The sequence below is a fragment of the Undibacterium sp. GW821-FHT07F11 genome (assembly GCF_059418665.1).
On the sequence record NZ_JBWKQH010000004.1, the window covers coordinates 73167 to 91955 of the forward strand.

The 18789-nt window shown below is 50.1% G+C and carries 16 protein-coding genes; 9 read left to right on the top strand and 7 right to left on the bottom strand.

Annotation, left to right across the window (positions count from 1 at the left end):
- Window positions 1–18: 18 nt before the first annotated feature.
- From AC07OI_RS10900 to AC07OI_RS10920, 5 genes are all read right to left on the bottom strand, one after another.
- On the bottom strand, window positions 19–2886 hold the full coding sequence (locus tag AC07OI_RS10900; protein ID WP_495257226.1) for a tetratricopeptide repeat protein: 2868 nt from the start codon (window positions 2884–2886) through the stop codon (window positions 19–21).
- An 85-nt stretch (window positions 2887–2971) separates the two neighbouring features.
- On the bottom strand, window positions 2972–3400 hold the full coding sequence (locus AC07OI_RS10905) for a hypothetical protein (protein ID WP_495257227.1): 429 nt from the start codon (window positions 3398–3400) through the stop codon (window positions 2972–2974).
- A gap of 178 nt (window positions 3401–3578) precedes the next feature.
- Entirely contained in the window at window positions 3579–5423 is a 1845-nt protein-coding gene (dxs, locus tag AC07OI_RS10910) for a 1-deoxy-D-xylulose-5-phosphate synthase (RefSeq protein WP_495257228.1), read from the bottom strand.
- Window positions 5424–5663: 240 nt separating this feature from the next.
- Complete coding sequence (locus AC07OI_RS10915; RefSeq protein WP_495257229.1) at window positions 5664–6551, bottom strand: polyprenyl synthetase family protein; 888 nt, start codon at window positions 6549–6551, stop codon at window positions 5664–5666.
- Window positions 6548–6841, bottom strand: coding sequence for an exodeoxyribonuclease VII small subunit (locus AC07OI_RS10920; RefSeq protein WP_423012464.1), 294 nt, complete (start codon window positions 6839–6841; stop codon window positions 6548–6550). Before AC07OI_RS10920 ends, AC07OI_RS10915 begins: the two co-directional genes overlap by 4 nt.
- 483 nt (window positions 6842–7324) lie before the next feature.
- Here AC07OI_RS10920 and AC07OI_RS10925 point away from each other — a divergent pair, with 483 nt between their 5' ends.
- From AC07OI_RS10925 to AC07OI_RS10935, 3 genes are all read left to right on the top strand, one after another.
- Window positions 7325–9658, top strand: coding sequence for a DUF1631 family protein (locus AC07OI_RS10925; protein WP_495257230.1), 2334 nt, complete (start codon window positions 7325–7327; stop codon window positions 9656–9658).
- A 368-nt stretch (window positions 9659–10026) separates the two neighbouring features.
- Window positions 10027–10398, top strand: coding sequence for a VOC family protein (locus AC07OI_RS10930; protein WP_492702375.1), 372 nt, complete (start codon window positions 10027–10029; stop codon window positions 10396–10398).
- A gap of 76 nt (window positions 10399–10474) precedes the next feature.
- Window positions 10475–10837: a hypothetical protein gene (locus AC07OI_RS10935; RefSeq protein ID WP_495257231.1), complete on the top strand. Its 363-nt coding sequence runs from the start codon at window positions 10475–10477 to the stop codon at window positions 10835–10837.
- A gap of 91 nt (window positions 10838–10928) precedes the next feature.
- Here the strand turns inward: AC07OI_RS10935 and AC07OI_RS10940 are convergent, their stop codons facing one another.
- Entirely contained in the window at window positions 10929–11885 is a 957-nt protein-coding gene (locus AC07OI_RS10940) for a lipase secretion chaperone (protein WP_495257232.1), read from the bottom strand.
- 58 nt (window positions 11886–11943) lie between these two features.
- Complete coding sequence (locus tag AC07OI_RS10945) at window positions 11944–12876, bottom strand: lipase family alpha/beta hydrolase (protein WP_492702369.1); 933 nt, start codon at window positions 12874–12876, stop codon at window positions 11944–11946.
- A gap of 572 nt (window positions 12877–13448) precedes the next feature.
- Between AC07OI_RS10945 and AC07OI_RS10950 the strand changes: the two genes are divergently transcribed.
- The 6 genes from AC07OI_RS10950 (at window position 13449) to AC07OI_RS10975 (ending at window position 18739) form a co-directional block, all read left to right on the top strand.
- Window positions 13449–14258 carry a sterol desaturase family protein gene (locus tag AC07OI_RS10950; protein WP_495257233.1) on the top strand — a complete coding sequence of 270 codons (810 nt, stop codon included), beginning with the start codon at window positions 13449–13451 and terminating at the stop codon, window positions 14256–14258.
- A gap of 39 nt (window positions 14259–14297) precedes the next feature.
- Window positions 14298–14978 carry a GntR family transcriptional regulator gene (locus AC07OI_RS10955; protein ID WP_495257234.1) on the top strand — a complete coding sequence of 227 codons (681 nt, stop codon included), beginning with the start codon at window positions 14298–14300 and terminating at the stop codon, window positions 14976–14978.
- A gap of 40 nt (window positions 14979–15018) precedes the next feature.
- Window positions 15019–15465: an SRPBCC family protein gene (locus AC07OI_RS10960; protein ID WP_495257235.1), complete on the top strand. Its 447-nt coding sequence runs from the start codon at window positions 15019–15021 to the stop codon at window positions 15463–15465.
- A 319-nt stretch (window positions 15466–15784) separates the two neighbouring features.
- Window positions 15785–16885 carry an aromatic ring-hydroxylating oxygenase subunit alpha gene (locus AC07OI_RS10965; RefSeq protein WP_495257236.1) on the top strand — a complete coding sequence of 367 codons (1101 nt, stop codon included), beginning with the start codon at window positions 15785–15787 and terminating at the stop codon, window positions 16883–16885.
- Window positions 16886–16944: 59 nt separating this feature from the next.
- Window positions 16945–17865 (top strand): DMT family transporter, encoded by a 921-nt coding sequence (locus AC07OI_RS10970; protein WP_492702359.1) that lies wholly within the window; start codon window positions 16945–16947, stop codon window positions 17863–17865.
- Between the two features lie 28 nt (window positions 17866–17893).
- A complete protein-coding gene (locus AC07OI_RS10975) occupies window positions 17894–18739 on the top strand; it encodes a sulfurtransferase (protein WP_495257237.1) in 846 nt (281 codons plus the stop codon).
- The last annotated feature ends 50 nt before the right edge of the window (window positions 18740–18789 follow it).

An 18789-nucleotide genomic window follows, 5' to 3' on the forward strand; every position in this document is an offset into this window, starting at 1 on the left:
AGACTGCAGCTTACGGCATCAGTCCGGATTTTGTTCACACCATTTGGCCCACATACCTCGATAGGCAGTCTCGACTTTACGGGCGAAGCCGGTTTCATCCATCAGGGGACTGGCCTTCATTTGTTCGCGCAAACCAGCGCGCAGGCTTGCCAGTGCTGGCAAGTTGCTGGCAAGTGCTACTGCTTTTTCTATATATTCCTCTTCTGTCCTGGCTATCCATTCAGGATGGCCTGCGCCTTTGAGTATGGAGCTGCCAAGCAAGCCCATACTGGGTCGGCCAGCCAGTGTCACATAGGGCACGCCCATGTACAGAGTTTCAAACAGGGTTGTGCCAGAATTGTGAGGAAAACAATCCAGTCCTATATCAATCTTGCGCATGGTGTCCCATGGTGGGCTGTGACAACCTATATCGAGTCGTGAGCGGTCTATGCCGTGGGCAGCAAATTTTCCAATGAAGGTCTCTTGCATGAAACTTTCACGGAAGTTGTGGCTGTCGATGATCAGTCTGGCACCATTCACTTTTTTCAGTATCGCTGACCATACGGCAATAAGATTGTCGTTGATGCGTATGGCCCGGCTCAAGGTACCAAAAGTGATGCAGTTACGCTGTAGTGCTGGCAACGAATTGACTGCACCCATGTCTTTACCTGGACGATAGGCATAACCTGGTGTGTCGAGCCGCCACGGCTGCTCGGCAAATAGATGTTCACTACCTGCAGGTATGCTGGTGTCATCCATGAGCATATAGTCGATGGCCTTGACGCCGGTGGTGTATCCAAAGCCCAGCCATGACACAGAGACGGGGGCAGGTTTGCAAGCAAAAACCTGTAACCGGTTTTCAGCTGTATGCCCCGCCAGATCTACCAGAATATCAATACCGTCAGCGCGGATACGTGCGCTTAATTCATCATCCGACAGGAGCTTGGTCGGTATCCAGTGATCTGCATAGTTTTTATAACACGCAGTGACGGCGTCTTCCCAGTTGAGTTGGGCATAGGCATAGATTTCTACCTGCTCCTTGTCATGGTTGGCTAGCAAGGGTTCCAGAAAATGCTTGACGACATGACTGTACATATCCGGAGACACATAGCCTACTTTTAAGCGCTTGCCCTTTTCAGTTGTATTGGAATGTGCAAACCATTCGATGCGGCGAATCTGGGCATAACGCCTGTCATATTCCTGGTAGGCTTGGTAAATGTCTGCACCGCTCATGCTTGGATGGTAGTTCAGCGCAAATAGCAAGTTTGAGTATGCCTCGGCGTAATCGGGATTGATACTCAGGGCCTTCTGATAATAAGGGACTGCATCAGTAATGCGCCCTTCGTCAATATAAGCGATAGCCAGATTATTGCAGGTGATGGAATTGCCACTATCTTTTTGTAGTATCTGCTTATAGTTATCGATAGCGTCTTGCAAACGGCCCATTTTTTTATAGGAATTGGCCAAATTGATGTGTGCATCCAGTATCGCAGGATGCAATTCGAGTACACGCTTAAAATTGTTTGCAGCATCAGAAAAATTACCAAGACTGTAGTCGGTCAGGGCAAGGTTGAATAAGACAGTGTACTCGTTTGGCCTGAGTTGCAAGAGGCGTCGTAGTTGAATTTTTGCCTCTGGATAGCGGCTCTGATTCATCAGGAGTATGGCCAGACTCGACTGTGCATCAGCGAAATCTGCCTGGATAGACAAGGTTTTTTGTAAGCATTGTTCTGCTTCTGTCATACGGTCTTGCTTGATGTAGAGTAAAGACAGCCTGTACTCTGCAATACCATCATTGACCTGAATTGCTACGGCGCTTTTTAAAGTAGTTTCAGCTTCATCAAGGCGGTCTTGTGCTTGCAGCAGGTCAGCAAGGTGCAAAAAACCAGAGGCATCAATTGCGTCGCCTGGCGATGCTTTACGATAACTGGCTTCTGCTGCAGCCAATTTGTTCTGTTGTCGCAAAATAGTGCCCAGGCTGAGATGCGCTTCATAAAAGTCAGATTTCAATTCCACCGCCTGTTGCAGTGCTGCTTCTGTTTCAGCAAGCTTGCCCTGCCCCCTCAATGCAATGCTGAGATTATAGTAAGCGCTTGCATTTTCTGGCGCTTGCGCTACAGTTTGTTCGCAAAGTCTTTCTGCTTCCGGGTAACGCCCCAGTGCCATGAGTATGGTTGAGAGGGCATCTCTCGCTTCAAGCAGGTTTGGATTGCGGCTGAGAATATCTTCAAAACTGTTGACTGCTTCAGTGAGTTTGTTTTGCTGCCTTAATAGCATGGCCAGGGAAAAACGCGCTTGCAAGAAATCCGGGTTTATACTGATGGCTGTGTGGTAGCTTGCTTCTGCCTCCGCCAACTTGGTTTGTTGCTGCATCAGTCTGGCGAGATTGAAATGCGCGTGGCTAAAATCCGGATTGATTTCCAGTGCCTTACGACAGGCGTTTTCAGCCTCTTGCCAGTGTGATTGCGCCTGCAGGACAATACTGAGATTGAAATGAGCCAGGGCATTGTCTGGGCTGATTTGTACTACTTTGCGATAGCAAGCTTCCGCTTCGGCAGGGTGGCCTTGCTGATCCAGTACCAGACCCAGATTGAGCAGGGCGTCGCTGTAGTCAGGCTTGAGTTCCACAGCACGCCGGTAAGATGCCTCTGCTTGAATAATGGTTTGCTTTTCATAGTAGATGTCACCCAGGCTATTGTGTGCCTGCGCATCATCTTGATTCAGGTTCAGGGCTTGCTGAAAACAGCTTATTGCCTCGTCGAATTTGCCTGCCTTGAAAAACACATCACCATGCTGCTTGTATTGACTATTGTCAATCGATGTCGTTGCAGGCGCTTGTTCTGATTCGTTGGCTTTTGCAGATACAGTTGCATCTGAAGAGAGATACTTTTTGAACCAGTTGAACATGAGGCGTATTCCGGATTTATTGAAGGCATTGTTGTGAATATGGACAGCAAGTGCACTGCTATTTAGATTGCAGACGTTCTCACTTTTATTTTTCTTCTACCCATTCCGCTTTGTACATACCGTCCAGCATACTGGCAACGCCAACGTTGAAAGCGCTTGCATGGTGCTCCAGATATGCTTTCTTCCAGTAGTCGTATCCTCTTTTAAAATCAGGAATTGGTTTTACCTGGCGCAACAGTTGTGTAATGCTTTTTTGTAAGGCGGCTTCTTTGAACGGCAGATGTGGCAGCTCACTGACAGTATTAGCTTTGGTTGGGTTTGTGATGTTAATGCCGTCAACACGAATGTGCACTACTTTGCCAAGGTCCTGGTAGTCTTTAATTTTGAGTATAGTTAATGTCGAGGATTCTTCACCCGGACGTGTGTGATATGCCCAGACTTGACCTGCCCGTAGCGTTACGGCTTGGATAGAAAATGGCAGGCTACAAAATAGAAACAGGAAAAGTGCGCGCACGAATATGGCTGGTGAGTTTTTCAGACCACAACACTAACTGATGCTTTTTAAAAAAGCAATTTACTTGAATGCCAAGTTACATGGGAGTGGCAAATCTTCGTTGAAGCCAGTTTGAAACTTGATGCTCTGTCAGGCAGTTTGTCAACTGCCTGACAGAGCATCATGTTTAAGTTTGGTTTTATGATCCCAATCTTGCACGAATAGACTTCTCTATCCCCGCCGCATCCAGCCCACATTGCGCCAACAGCAAACCAGGGTCACCATGATCGACAAAGCGGTCTGGCAAGCCGAGTATAAGAAGAGGCTTGTTGATGCCTGCCTCTGCCAGGGCTTCGGCTACGGCTGAACCGGCACCACCCATGGTGCAGCCTTCTTCTACTGTCACCAGTTCATCATGGCTGGCGGCCAGGGATTTGAGCAACTCCACATCCAGCGGTTTGACAAAGCGCATATTGGCCAGAGTGGCGTCGAGTTGCTCCGCCGCTTTCAGCGCAGGGTGTACGAGAGAGCCAAAGGCCAGTATCGCAATGCGCTTGCCCTGGCGTTTGACTTCGCCTTTGCCCAGCGGGATAGTATCCAGGTCTTTGCCTGTTGGCACACCGATGCCAGAACCACGCGGGTAACGTACAGCGGCAGGGCCGGAGTATTGATAGGCGGTGCTCAGCATCTGACGGCATTCATTTTCATCTGAGGCTGCCATGACGACCATATTCGGGATGCAGCGCAGATAGGCCAGATCATAATTACCTGCATGCGTTGCACCATCGGCACCCACCAGGCCAGCGCGGTCAAGTGCAAAAGTTACGTCCAGGTTTTGCAGTGCGACGTCATGGATCAATTGATCGTAAGCACGCTGTAAAAAAGTGGAGTAGATGGCGACGACAGGCTTCAGGCCTTCACAAGCCAGGCCTGCTGCAAAAGTGACTGAATGTTGTTCAGCGATGCCGACATCGTAATAACGCTTGGGGAATTGCTTTTCAAATTCCACCATGCCTGAACCTTCGCGCATGGCAGGGGTGATGGCGACCAGTTTTTGATCAGCCGCAGCCATGTCGCACAACCAGTTACCAAATACCTGGGTATAGCTTTGCTTGGCCGGTGCCGCCGCAGGTTTGATACCTTCAGCCGGGTTGAACTTGCCGGGACCGTGGTACAAAACAGGGTCAGCTTCGGCCAGTTTATACCCCTGACCTTTTTTGGTAACCACATGCAGAAATTGCGGACCTTTGAGGTTGCGGATGTTTTGCAGTGTCGGTATCAATGAGTCGAGGTCATGGCCATCGATAGGGCCTATGTAATTGAAACCGAATTCTTCAAACATGGTGGCTGGTACGATCATGCCTTTGGCATGTTCTTCAAAGCGCTTGGCCAGTTCCAGTACCGGTGAAGGCAAGACCGATTTGCCGACATTGCGGGCTGCTGCATAAAACTTGCCCGACATCAAACGCGCCAGGTAACGGTTCAATGCACCGACCGGTGGCGAGATTGACATGTCATTGTCATTCAATACCACCAGCAGATTGATGTCTTCATGTACGCCTGCATTATTCATGGCTTCAAATGCCATGCCTGCGGTCATCGAACCATCGCCGATGATGGCAACGGCGTGGCGGTCTTCACCCTTGGTGCGGGCAGCCAGTGCCATGCCCAGCGCAGCAGAAATCGAGGTTGATGAATGCGCGGTGCCAAAGGTATCGTACTCACTTTCAGCACGACGCGGGAAGCCGGAGATGCCATTCAACTGGCGCAGGCTATGCATCTGGTCACGTCGGCCGGTCAAAATCTTGTGCGGATAAGTCTGATGGCCCACGTCCCATACCAGCCTGTCTTCCGGTGTGTTGAAGACATAGTGCAGGGCGATGGTTAATTCCACCGTGCCCAGATTCGACGACAAATGGCCGCCGGTTTTGGAAACGGATTCAAGCACATACTGACGTAACTCATCGGCCAGGGGCTTGAGTTGGCTGCGAGTCATGCTGCGCAGGTCAGCGGGGGAATTAATGGTGTTTAATAAAGTCGTCATTATTCTTTTCATTACTTGGCTAAACGCCTCAGATTGTCAGCTACATCATGTCTGGCTGACAGCCAGAGCTGCTATCGCATACTTGCACGGTATTCTTGTTCGGGCTTACTTCTGTCCGGGCTCTATCCTTAGACAGAATTCTTTGCCAAATCTATCGTTCGCTTTACTATTTTTTACTGCTGTGGTGCGCACGGCGCACCCTGCGCACTGGCATATATTTCTACTGCTAACACAAAACTATCAAGCCTGACGCTGGACAATTAAATCCGCCAACTCATGCAACAGCGTTGCCTTGTCACCAAAATTTTGTAAGGCTGCATGCGCATCATGGCACAGTTGCGTGGCTAATGCGCGTGAAGCGTCCAGCCCCATGAGACTGACAAAGGTCGGCTTGTTATCTGCCGCGTCCTTGCCTGCCGTCTTGCCCAGAGTGGCAGAATCTGCCGTTGCATCCAGTACATCATCGACCACCTGGAAGGCCAGTCCTATGGCGGAGGTATAGCTATCCAGTGCTGCAGTATCATCAGCTGTCAGGGTTTTTCCGCACATGGCGCCTAATAATACAGAAGCACGCAACAGGGCGCCGGTTTTCAACCTGTGCATTTGTTCCAGTTGTTCGCGGTTCAAGGCGACACCGACACTGGCCAGATCAATCGCCTGGCCGCCGCACATGCCAACAGAACCGGCGGCGCGTGCCAGCAATTGCAACATGGCCAGTTTGGCAGCAGCATCGCCTTCACCCTCTGACAACACCAAAAAGGCTTGTGCCTGCAAGGCATCACCCACCAGCAAGGCGGTTGCTTCGTCATATTTGATGTGCACTGTGGGTTTGCCACGACGCAGGGCATCGTCGTCCATGCAGGGCATGTCGTCATGTACTAATGAATAGGCATGGATCATTTCCACTGCTGCTGCTGCCCGGCTCAGCAAGGTGGCTGGGGCATCAAACAACTGGCCCGCTGCGTACACTAATAAGGGACGCACTCTTTTACCGCCATCCAGAGTCGCATAACGCATGGCGGCATGTAATTGTTGCGGGACCGTATTTTCGTCTGGTAAAAACTGTTTCAGGCTGGTTTCGCACTCTGCCTGGGTTTGTCGCATCCAGTTACCAAATTGTTCACTCATGTTGTTTCCTCACCGCCGTTGCTGCCGCCATTGTTGCTGGAATCGACAAATGGCTTGAGCATGCCAGCTTCCAGCACCTTGACTTGTTGCTCTACTTTTTCGAGTTGGGCTGCACAATATTTCACCAGTTCAGAACCACGTTGGTAAGCACTCACAGAGGCTTCGAGCGGCAGTTCGCCTGCTTCCATGCTGGAGACTAGTTTATTGAGTTCTGCCATGGCATCTTCAAAGGACAGACCTTCCAAATGGGCCGGAACAGATAGATTTGCAGTTGCTTGTTTTTTTGTCATAAAGAAATGTTTGTTTCGCGCCGTTAACAAAAAAAAGTGAAACCAAACGTAAAAATCGGCGTGAAAAGTAAGGTAAACAGAGTTCAACCTGCTATTTTAGAGCAATCCCAAGAAATTTACTGTTTATTGCAATCATGGCAATCAAATTTAGGGGACTTACTCGAAGCTGTTGCCGATTTTAGATTTGTTCTCAAGTTATACTAAATTTTTGTAGAAATTGCGTTTCAAACATTTCCATGTGGAAATTAACGGTATATAGTACGTTATCATCCAGTTTGATTAATTCTTGTGCAGATTAATTGTTTTCCAATGATCAGTAGTTAATTGGCAAATTGCCTTAAAAACTATAAATGTGTCATGAGCTTGTCTTAATGTTTTGCAATTGTAGTAGCCGATTTGCATTACATTACTATTTGTAGAAATTTTCTTACTTTCATTGTTTTAATTGTAGCCTGAGCAAAACAACCCGACTTCATTGCTATCATGTCCACGCCAGCACACCAGCCCAAGCCTACCGGTACTGTATTGCAGTCCCGTGATGCAGTCTTGCGCGCGCTTATTCCGCTGGCGAATCATCTGGTAGCATCGCAAATCGATGCATTTTCTGCCCGGCTGGCAAATGCTTTCCTGGCTTTGTCCGAGCAAAGCATGGATGCCCGCGAAGCAAACCTGAGCTTTAACGCAGGGCAATTGCTGAAAAAAAATGGCTATGCCTTTTTCTACCTGACCTCAGCAGGATTTGAAGCCGCATTCCGCAAGGAAATCGATGCTCTCCTGCAAGGTGTCAAAATTGTCGCCAGCAATGCCGACGTTGCGCTGACACTGGTTACTTATGAAGAGATGGACAAAAAGCTGGCTCTGAGCAGGGCTGGCCGTACGCTGGAACTTGATAGTGCCGAGCAGTATGCTGCGCTGAACATGCGTTTTGCCCATCTAATGGAACATGATGCATTAAGTATTGCGCAAAACCCCTTCCGCCCAGAAATTTTCTTGCACACCATCTATTCAGCCTGGTGTGAATTTGACCCTGAAGTCAATACCCACGAACTGGTGTTGCCGCTGTTGCGCGCAGACATCCTGTTTGATCTGGAACCAATTTTAAATGCACTCAATGAAGCGCTGATTGCCAAGGGCATTCTGCCTGACTTGCATGAGTCCTTCCGCATACGCCGTAATCGCAATTCAGAAAGACGTAAAGAAGCAAGCCCTGGCGATATCTCGCAAAAACTCAGGAATCTTTTGTCTGGTAATGCCCAGGCCGGTGCCGCGAATGAGGCAACTAGCCACTCTGGTGGCGGACATGGCGGTGGCGCTGGTGGTATGAACGCAGGCGGCGGATCAGCAGGTGGCGTTGCAGGTGCTGGTGGCGGCTCTGGTAGTTTCGGTGGACAGTCTGGCGGATCAGGTCAAATGGGTGGTGCACCAGATGGTGCTGGTGGTTCTACACCTTATTCTGGCTTTGCCCAGGCAGGTGAACCGCAGACAGTAGCGCGCGCAGAGTTGTTCCAAAAACTCGCTGACCTGCAAAAGAGCGTCAAGCTGCAGCAAATGATGGCCGGTGCGCAAGACGTATTGCGCCTTTCGCAAATGCGCGAGCAAATGCCGGAAATTGCCAATACCGGCATAGAAAAAAATACTCTGGATTTGCTGTCACAGGTTTTTGACAGCGTCTTCCGCAATCAGGCTATCCCGACACAGATCAAGGAATTGATCTCGGTTCTGCAAATACCTGTCCTCAAGGCTGCCTTGATGGACAAGGAATTCTTTTTCCAGGAAAACCATCCGGCCCGTCGCCTGGTTGATTTGCTGTCACGCTACAGCTTGGCCTGGGACCAGAAAAAAGGCCAGCAAGATCCCCTGTTCCAGACCATGCAGCGCAACGTCCATCGTGTGCAGCAAGAGTTTGACCAGGAAGTCGCCCTGTTTGAAGAAGTCGTCAACGATCTCGAATCTTTCATACAGAAAGAAGAGAAAGAAGCGGCAGAGGCATTGCAACTGCCCATCAAAACAGCGCTCAAAAAAGAAAAAGTCAAACAGGCTGGTATTGCCGCCACTCACGAAGTCTCATTGCGGGTGGGCACTGGTGAAGTCGTCGCCTTTGTTGAAACCTTCCTCGAAGACCGCTGGACCAAGGTGTTGACCCTGGCCTATAGCGTCAAGGAAGAAAAACCTTATGCCGTTGAAGACGCCATCAAGACCATGGACGATCTGATCTGGAGCGTCAAACCCAAGATCACCCTGCAACAACGTCAGGAATTACTGAACCGCCTGCCTGCAATTTTGGCACGCCTGAACAAATGGCTGAGCCTTATCAAATGGGAAGACGCCGACCGCGTACAGTTCTTTGCTGACCTGGCAGAGTGCCACGCCTCCATTGTCCGCGCACCACTCGATCTGTCGCCAGAACGTCAGATAGAAATCGCCGTTGAAGTCGCACAGCAAGCCGCTGAACGCAGGATGGCAAAACGTGCAGAAGCGGAAGGCAAGGCCGAGGCCGAGCCTGCACCTCCGCCAGATGAGCACGTTGATACCGTTACTGAACTCGAGCGCGGCGTCTGGCTGGAATTCACTAAAAAAACCGGTGGTACCACCAAGGTCAAACTCGCCTGGGTCAGCCCCATGCGCAGTCTGTACATCTTCACTACCGGTGACAAGGAAAAAACCTTCCAGGTCACTGCCGAAGAACTCGAACAAACCTTCCGCGAAAAACGCGCGAAGATACTCGAACTCGACCGCGTCGTCGATCGCGCTCTGACTGAGGCGTTGGAAAATACGCCGGATGAGCAAGAAGCTGAAGAAGAGATGAGTCTCGTCTGAGTTCGCTACGGTGCAGTAATATGCTTAAAAGCGAAAACATCTGCAATAAAGTACTCGCATGCCGTGTCAAAGTTTGTTCAAAGCGGCGCTCCCAACATCCCACCTCTAATTTTTAAGAAAAACTCTGCACAATATCCGTCTGCATGCATTTGCAGCGATACTATAGCCATTGTTCTTTCTCTATTTCCACTTTATGAGATTCCTCCGCTTTTTTATTGCAGCATTATGGGGCTGCAAGCTCTCCTGTGGCGGCCCAACAACTGAGTTGTACAGATACGCGATGTTCCTGTATTACAAAAAATAATTTAATACATGACGAAGCAAGGAATTTGAATTTTTGATAGTCTTTTCACTTCTGGGAGAGGTCAATGCAACTCGGTAACTTTTCTATCAGCCTCGCCGTCAAGGACCTGGCGGCATCACTTGCATTTTATGAAAAATTTGGCTTCAAAAAATTTGCTGGTGATGCTTCGCAAAACTGGTTGATACTCAAGAATGGTGAGCATGTCATAGGTTTATTTCAGGGTGTGTTTGAAAAGAATATGCTAACCTTTAACCCCGGCTGGGACAGCAACGCGAATGCACTGGAAAGTTTTACCGATGTACGAGAATTGCAGCGCCAATTGAAACAGCAAGGCGTGCAATTGACTGAGCAGGCAGATGAATCAACGACAGGGCCAGCGTATTTCATGGCGATAGATCCTGACGGAAATCCTTTGCTGGTTGATCAGCATGTGTAGTTACTCAAGCTTGCGGTTAGACTGAAAGTCTCTGACCTGGGTAGATCTACCGCTTATTTTTTTGAAAGGCTGGCCGGTGAAATCTTTTTTGTCTGCAATAGTGTTGGTGCAGTTGTTTCATCTGAATGGTGCGACGGCGGCACCGCCGGTCACTGCTCAGGTTCTGGAGAATAGGGCCCCGGTTCTGCAAGCGAGTGAAGTCGTTGAATCTGCAAAGAGTTTTCTGGCGAAAGAGAGACGGCTTGATATGAGGAAATTTGCGCTCACCCATCTTTCATTTATTTACTATTCTGATTGGACGGCTACAGAAAAGAAATTCAATGGCGAATGGAGCGTATCTTTTGCTCCGGATGGGAGTCTCAGGGCAGTTGATTCTGACGTCACGGTTTATGTGACAAACGAGAAAAAACCGACATACAAAATTGGAATGGGGCCATAGGGCGTTTTGCCGCTATACATATGCCTATCATCACTCAATGAGCATCTCCCTCAATGCTTGAGGGAGATGCTTGTTTTTCTCTGATTCATCCTCACTCATACGCAGGCAACCTGCGCTGCTCATCCGCATTAAAATACTGCTTGCGCACCTGATCCAGTGCTGCCTGTTTTTCGGTGGCGCTGTGGAATGCCATTTCGGTATTGAGCTTGTTTTTTTGTTCCAGGTATTGCTGTATGCGGGCTTTCCAGATGCTTTCTTCGCGGTCGACTTCGGCCAGTCTGCTTGCGGCTTCTGGTGAGGTGGCGGCGGCGCGCATTTTGTAGATGTCTTCGTCGCTGGCGCCTGTGGCACGCAGGTTTGCTGCCTGTTCTTCCAGGCGTATGACCTGATAGGGGGCATTTTTTTCTTCTCTCAATGCAGCAGGCAAGGCATCGTCCAGGGCTTTGAGTTGTGCCAGTTTCTGTTCTTGATTCAGACTGGTGTTTTCGGCGACATCCATTCGGTTCAGGGCATCGATATCATAGGCGTCGTCAAAGCCAAACATGGCCTGGTTTTCTTTTTCACTGAAGAAGCGCTGGCGGGTTTGCTGCATGGCAGACCAGCGTTGGCGGGCTGCTGCAGCTATGCTGGTCTTGCCCGCATTGACGTTTTGTGCATTGGCTTCCACACCAACCAGTGCTTCTTTGTATTGGATGTAGCGGGCCAATAAGTTTTTGGCCTGTATGGCGGCATTGCCGCTGAGTTTTTGATCCAGTACGCGTTCAATTTCGGCGCGTATCTCGGGTAATTTTTTCTCGCCAGTGGCGGCCAGGTAGTAATCAAACAGCAGGCGTAATTCTGCGCTGACTTGCAATTGACTGGTATCAGTTTGCCCGATATTGCCGTCCTGGGTGGTACCTTCAAACGAGCGGACGAAGTCAAAGCTTTTATCGGCCTTGCGTTGCTTGATGGGTTCGTTATTGCTTTCTGATTTCAGGGAAGTAAAAACGAAAAAAACCGCGACGACCAAAGCCGTCGCGCCAGCAAATGCCAGATTGGCTGTTCTCATAGACTCCCGCTCCTTGTTCAAATTTACATCTTTGCGTGGACTACATCCGGGGCCAGTGTTACAGGCCTTGATTTTTCAGGCGGTTTGCATGTTGACGATACAGGGTAACCGGATTGGTTTCAAAGATATTTGTCAGGCCTATGGTCTGATTTACTTCGTCCAGATGGTTCATTGCATAGTCATCACGTATTACCTTGCCCAGATGGGTGGCGCAGCTGGCAACCAGGCCATCATTTTTTTCACCAGCAAATGCCAGTGAAGTCAGTGCCAGGGCAGGATCTATGATGTCAAGCAAATTGGTATAAGGCTTGGCACCACTCCAGGAGAAATACGCCACACCGCGTGCTGTGTAGGCACCTTCACCGCATGCTGTTGTTGGTACGCCTTCAGGGTATTTGGCGTTGAACTTCAGCGAACCTGCCGTGCTTAGCGAATTAGCTGCGGCCAGTGAGTTTTGCGGCATGGTCGGGCTGCCTGACAAGAAGCTGATGACTTGTGCCAGGCCATTCGTGATCGAGACCAGTACGGTGTTCGACAATGAACCTGCCGGTGCTACACCAAGCAAAACATCTGCCACCTTGGAGCCGCGGTTTACGCCACCTACCGAGGTTGCCGATGCCACCAGGTCGGGCCTGACGGATGCCACATAGCGTATGGTGGGGCCACCATGGCTATGTCCTATCAGATTGACTTTGGCTGCACCTGTGACGGCCAGGATTTGTTTAACCTGGGTCAGCAATTGTTCGCCCCGGACTTCGGTGCTGTTGGCAGCCGCAACCTGGGTAACATAGACCTTCGCACCATCACTGCGCAGGGCTGAGGGGATTCCATACCAGTAATCTACCGGGCCGATGTTATCGAACCCGAACAGGCCGTGCACCAGCACGATGGGATATTTTGTCTCCGTATAACCTGCTGCCCAGGACGGTGCTGGTAACACCATCATGGCCATGACGAACATCACTACACTTTTTACCATTTGTTTTTTCATTTTGTCTCTTTCATTGTTATCGTTGAAATGAAACGCAGCGGTGCCTATGTGTCTGCCTCTTGTGAGCAGATCTTGATATGGCAAGCTCAGGCTAGGTTTCCCGCGCTGGATTAGCAAGTTGCTATGCAACATAAAACAGTCAGGAAAATGAATAGTGTTGGGAATTTGTGACGGCGCAACTGCAGTTGTAAATTGTTAAATCATTTATATGCACTCTGTAGATGCCTGAGCAAGACTGATATAGAAGGGTTTTTAGATGAAATTCACTAAAATGAAGTCTTGCGTTTTTGACAGGCAAGAATTGTAGGCTCATCACAACAGGCTATATCAGCAGGTTTTGCACTGCTTCTGACACCTTATTTCCTGTTATTTCTCACCTTTGTCCAGAACCTTCGTCAATACCATCGACAGGTGGTGCAGCTATGTGACAGCTTGTGATTGCGTGTTGGGAAAACACTGCGCGAACAAAAAAATACCCACGCAGGTGCTTTTCAATTTTTAAGAATGGTATATGATGAACATGTGATATATCAGTTGTTCGGCGAAAATTAAACTATTTTGAGGATGACAACATGGATGACAAGCAGCGTTTGTTCCGCAGCCAGTATCAGGCTGCCACCAGTCCTTATTACAACGGGGTCTTGCATGGCTTGTTTGTGTTTGGTCTTGGTATTGCCCTCATTGTGGCGGCGCTGTCCCAGGTGCAGACTGCTGGCTGGACCTGGCTGGGTGTGCCAGCGACCTTGCTGTTTGCCAACCTGAATGAATGGTATGTGCATAAAAACCGTTTGCACAAACGCGGCAAGAATCGCCTATCGCAATTGATCTGGTATCGCCACACCAAGGAACATCATCATTACTTCACTCATGAAGAAATGCGTGTCGCCAGCACGCGTGAATACCGTATCGTGTTTTTTCCGGCCTATGCCTTTGTCATGATCGCTATTCAAAGTGTCTTGCTGGGTCTGGTCTGCGCATTGGTGGCGGGGCGCAATCTTGGCTATATCGTATTTGCCACTGCCATCGCTTTTTACCTCTTGTATGAAGCCATGCATTTTCTCTGCCATGTCGATGAAAATAGCCTGGTCAGGCATCTGCCCCTGGTGAACACCATGCGCCGGAATCATATGGTGCACCATACCCAGGCGCTGATGACCGACTACAATATGAATCTGACATTTCCCTTTGCTGACTGGTTGCTCGGCACATCAGATTTGCAGCGCAGTTTGCTGGGCACCGTTTTCAATGGCTATGGTTCACAGCACCTGAAACCGGAAGTGGCCAGACGCTATCAGGAGCTTGGCATGCAGCCACCAGTGCCACATCCGCAAGCACCACTGGAGCCTGTCAGCTTGGTAATGATGTCCCCTGATGCCAAATAAAATCTTTGAAACAACAGTCGTCTATATCACCAGCAGACCATGGATAAAACAGAATTCAGCAAACTTTTTCCCATCATCAAAAACGAATCACAGGCAGCGCGTGCTTATCGCCTGCTGGAATTACGTATCGTCTCTCTGGACCTTAAACCTGGTCAGGCGATTACTGAAAGTGAACTCTGTGATTACCTCGATCTGGGTCGCACACCTGTGCGTGAAGCCTTGCAAAGACTGGCGCAAGAATGGCTGATCAAGGTCTTGCCAAGGCGCGGCATGATCGTCAGTGAAGTTGACCTGCAATGCCAGATGCGCCTGATAGAAGCACGCCGCGCCATGGAAGGCAGCCTCATACGCATCGCTACCCGCAAGGCCGGCAAGGATGAACGTGAACAGTTTCGCACCTTGGCGGCAGGCTTCCGAGAAGCCGCCGACAAGGCTGATGAATTCATCCTCAGCGAAACAGATAGTGCCTTTAATCAACTGGTATTTGAAGTGGCCGGAAATGAATTCCTGGTATCTGCGCTGCAGCGCATGCATGCCTTGTCACGTCGTTTCTGGAAGATACAGTCACAGTTTGAGGACATCCTGCATCTCACCGCCATGACCCACGCCGACCTGGCAGATGCAATTGCCAGTGGCAATGCCGAGGCAGCCGTTGCTGCCACTGAAAAGCTGCTCGACAATGTCGAAGCTTATACCCGCGCTGCCCTGGATCGAAGTTAAATCAAAATTAAAACAATTGGATCGGAGACAAGGGCACACCATGAGCACACATATCTACAATGCCATAGAGATACAACGTCCTGTCCAGCAGGTATTTGACTATGCCTGCACACCTGTACACTGGCCAGACTGGCATCCTTCTTCCTTGAAGCTCTACATGGATCAAACTGGTATCGCCACCGGCGGAACCAGGTTTGAAGAAGATGTGCGTGCCGGTGGCCGTACCGGGCATCTGGTGTGGACTGTGACTGAATACCAAGATCGGCGTCGCTGGACAGGGCAGGCAACAGTCGATAACGGTGCCAGCCTGACGGTCAGTTATCATTTATCAGCAACTGCGACGGGTACTTTGTTTGAACGACATCTGCATTACGAATTGCCAAGCCTGATGTTGAGAATCCTGAATTTCCTGGTCTTGCGTCGTCGTATTGCAGCAGAATCAGCCTTGTCTTTGCGGCAGTTGAAAGCTGTCTTGCAGGCGGCTTAAGGTCAGGCTGCGCTATGACCAGAATTGTTTTAGCCTCTTTGCTTTGACGGCAGATTAGCGAGAGGCTTGCGTCGTCAACACGACGGCCCTCAACGCTGCCTTCTCTGCAAATCCAGTAATTTCTAATACTTTTATATCATTTCATCATCATTTCAGGCCATTTTTTTCAAGTTCAGGTATAATCCCCGGTTCTGTCCAAAATTTCCTCTTCAAGTCGTTTGATCGTTTGAATTTTCGTCTGGATTGAAAGTCCTTACGGAACAGGTATTTGTGGATTCTTTCTCTCTTAGGTTGGTGCAAATTAATTTGGGGGGTGGGGATGTCCGATCTGGCTTCTTTGTCTACACTCGCGCGTTCTGACGCGCAACTTCCGGTTCACGTGTATTTTGATGAAACGCTGTTACAGCGCGAAATCAAAGATTTATTCCAGTCTGGTCCGCGTTATGTCGGCCATGAACTCATGGTGCCCAATGTCGGCGACTTTGCCACGCTTGCTGCCGAAAACGAAGGCCGCATGCTGGTGCGTAGCGCACAGGGCATAGAACTGATGTCAAATGTCTGCCGTCACCGCCAGGCATTGATGTTCAATGGGCGCGGCAATACCAATAATATTGTCTGCCCGCTGCATCGCTGGACTTATGACCTCAAAGGCGAACTCATAGGCGCGCCACATTTTGCCGACACGCCTTGCCTGAATTTGCAGCGCACACCATTGCAAAACTGGAATGGCCTGCTGTTCGAGCAAAACGGCTTCAACGTCATGGAACGCATGTCCAAACTCAGTGTCACCCAGGACCTGGATTTCACTGACTATATGCTGGATCATGTCGAAGTACATGAATGTGATTACAACTGGAAGACTTTTATCGAAGTCTATCTGGAAGATTATCACGTCGAACCCTTCCATCCTGGCCTGGGCAGCTTTGTCTCTTGTGATGACCTCAAATGGGAATTCGGCGAAGACTACAGCGTGCAAACCGTGGGCGTACACAAGGGTTTGCAAAAATCTGGCTCACCCACTTACCAGCGCTGGCAAGAGCAGGTACTGAAGTTCCGTAATGGTGAAGCACCCAAGTACGGCGCGATCTGGTTGACGCTGTACCCGAACATCATGGTTGAATGGTATCCACATGTGCTGGTGGTATCTACCCTGTGGCCAACTGCTACTGGCAAAACCCGCAATGTGGTTGAGTTTTATTATCCTGAAGAAATCGTCTTGTTCGAACGTGAATTCATAGAGGCCGAACGTGCCGCCTATATGGAAACCTGCGTCGAGGATGATGAGATAGGCCAGCGTATGGATGCCGGGCGCAAGATTCTGTTTGACCGTGGTGTCAATGAAGTTGGCCCCTACCAGTCGCCCATGGAAGATGGCATGCAGCACTTCCATGAATGGTACCGAAGAAAAATCGCAGTGTAGTGTTGATAGCGTAAATATGGGAGGCCTGTGCCTCCCTTATCTTTTGGAGTCGTGTTTTTATGCAGTCTTTATGGATGCTGGTTGCCAGTTTTCTGTTTTCCATCATGGGTGTTTGCGTCAAGCTGGCATCGGTTGATTATTCCACCGCTGAAATTGTTGCTTATCGTGGTGCCATAGGCATGTTGATGATCGCCGTACTGGTCAAGTTCCAGGGCGGTAGCTTGAAAACGCGCATGCCTTACCATCATCTGGTACGTGGTGGTGTCGGCGTAGTCTCACTATGGTTATGGTTTTATGCCCTGGGTAAATTGCCGCTGGCGATGGCCGTGACACTGAATTACATGTCACCGATCTGGATAGCCGCCATCTTGCTGACAGGTGCCTGGTGGAACAAGCAGCGCGGCCTGACCTGGCAACCCATCGCCGCCATCATCATGGGCTTTGTTGGCGTGGTCTTGCTGTTGCGCCCCAGCATACATGCTGACCAGGTCATGGGTGGCATGCTGGCCCTGTTGTCGGGTATGCTGGCGGCCTGGGCGTATATGCAAGTCAGGCAAATGGGTTTGCTGGGCGAGCCTGAATACCGTGTGGTGTTTTATTTTTCCCTGACCTGCGCCGTGGCTGGATTATTGGGTGCGTTGATCGGCAAATCAGTCTATGCCGCTGCGGGCGATGTCACCTGGCACCATCTGGATAGTAAAGGCATCATGCTCCTGCTGGCGATAGGCGTGACAGCCGCCAGCGCACAAATGGCCATGACACGCGCCTACCGTCTTGGTAATACTCTGGTCACAGCCAACCTGCAATATGTGGGCATCGTGTTTTCCAGTGTATGGGATTTGCTGATCTGGAAAGTCAGCCTGGCCTGGTTAAGCTGGATAGGTATCGCCGTGATTTTATGTAGCGGCCTGATCGCAACATTCTATAATGCCAAAACCAATCGCAAATCCATACCTGGCGATGCCATCAGTTCAGAATAATCATCATCTTATTTTTCAGGAGACCAAGATGTACACAACATTGATCAGTGCAATAGAGCTGGCCCCACATATCGCAGACCAGAATTGGGTCGTGCTGGATTGCCGTCATGATTTGATGGACACCAATGCCGGCCAGGCTGCCTATGACCAGGGGCATATCCCCGGTGCACAATTCGTGCATCTGGACCAGCGCTTGTCGGCTGCCAAGATCGGCCCGGATGGTGTCTTCCGTGGCCGCCATCCCCTGCCTGAAAAAGCTGACTTCATCGCGACTTTGCAAGCGCTGGGTATCAATGGTGACAGCCAGGTCATCGTGTATGACGCGCATGGCGGCATGTTTGCCGCACGCCTGTGGTGGATGCTGCGCTGGGTGGGGCACCGCGCCGTGGCTGTGCTGGACGGTGGCCTGCCTGCCTGGGCAGCAGCAGGGCAACCAGTGACAACCGAAGTCCCGTCTGCACGTAGCGGCAATATCACTGAGCAGCATGCATTGACGTTGACCGTTGATGTCATACAGGTGTTGGGCAATATCAGTAACACAGCCAAAACCCTGGTTGACGCCCGTGCTCCGGATCGTTTCCGTGGTGAGAACGAAACGATAGATCCTGTAGGTGGCCATATCCCCGGTGCAAAAAACCGCTTTTTCAAAGATAACCTGCAAGCCGATGGTCGTTTCAAACCAGCAGACCAGTTGCAACAGGAGTGGGGAGTTATCGTTGGCGATGCCAGCGGGGCTGTCATGCAATGCGGCTCAGGTGTAACCGCCTGTCATAACATGCTGGCACTGGAAGTGGCAGGCCTGCATGGTGCTGCCTTGTATCCGGGATCATGGAGCGAGTGGTGCGCGGATGTGTCGCGGCCTGTGGAGCGTTGAGTTAGCGCGAAGGTTGGGCTTGTAGGTTGGGCCGGGCCTCGCTAAGCTAC

Bases quoted from the DNA above. Each gene is read 5' to 3' on its own strand.
- AC07OI_RS10900 (WP_495257226.1), bottom strand. From the start codon at position 2,886: ATGTTCAACTGGTTCAAAAAGTATCTCTCTTCAGATGCAACTGTATCT.
- dxs (WP_495257228.1), bottom strand. From the start codon at position 5,423: ATGACGACTTTATTAAACACCATTAATTCCCCCGCTGACCTGCGCAGC.
- AC07OI_RS10915 (WP_495257229.1), bottom strand. From the start codon at position 6,551: ATGAGTGAACAATTTGGTAACTGGATGCGACAAACCCAGGCAGAGTGC.
- AC07OI_RS10920 (WP_423012464.1), bottom strand. From the start codon at position 6,841: ATGACAAAAAAACAAGCAACTGCAAATCTATCTGTTCCGGCCCATTTG.
- AC07OI_RS10925 (WP_495257230.1), top strand. From the start codon at position 7,325: ATGTCCACGCCAGCACACCAGCCCAAGCCTACCGGTACTGTATTGCAG.
- AC07OI_RS10930 (WP_492702375.1), top strand. From the start codon at position 10,027: ATGCAACTCGGTAACTTTTCTATCAGCCTCGCCGTCAAGGACCTGGCG.
- AC07OI_RS10940 (WP_495257232.1), bottom strand. From the start codon at position 11,885: ATGAGAACAGCCAATCTGGCATTTGCTGGCGCGACGGCTTTGGTCGTC.
- AC07OI_RS10945 (WP_492702369.1), bottom strand. From the start codon at position 12,876: ATGAAAAAACAAATGGTAAAAAGTGTAGTGATGTTCGTCATGGCCATG.
- AC07OI_RS10950 (WP_495257233.1), top strand. From the start codon at position 13,449: ATGGATGACAAGCAGCGTTTGTTCCGCAGCCAGTATCAGGCTGCCACC.
- AC07OI_RS10955 (WP_495257234.1), top strand. From the start codon at position 14,298: ATGGATAAAACAGAATTCAGCAAACTTTTTCCCATCATCAAAAACGAA.
- AC07OI_RS10960 (WP_495257235.1), top strand. From the start codon at position 15,019: ATGAGCACACATATCTACAATGCCATAGAGATACAACGTCCTGTCCAG.
- AC07OI_RS10965 (WP_495257236.1), top strand. From the start codon at position 15,785: ATGTCCGATCTGGCTTCTTTGTCTACACTCGCGCGTTCTGACGCGCAA.
- AC07OI_RS10970 (WP_492702359.1), top strand. From the start codon at position 16,945: ATGCAGTCTTTATGGATGCTGGTTGCCAGTTTTCTGTTTTCCATCATG.
- AC07OI_RS10975 (WP_495257237.1), top strand. From the start codon at position 17,894: ATGTACACAACATTGATCAGTGCAATAGAGCTGGCCCCACATATCGCA.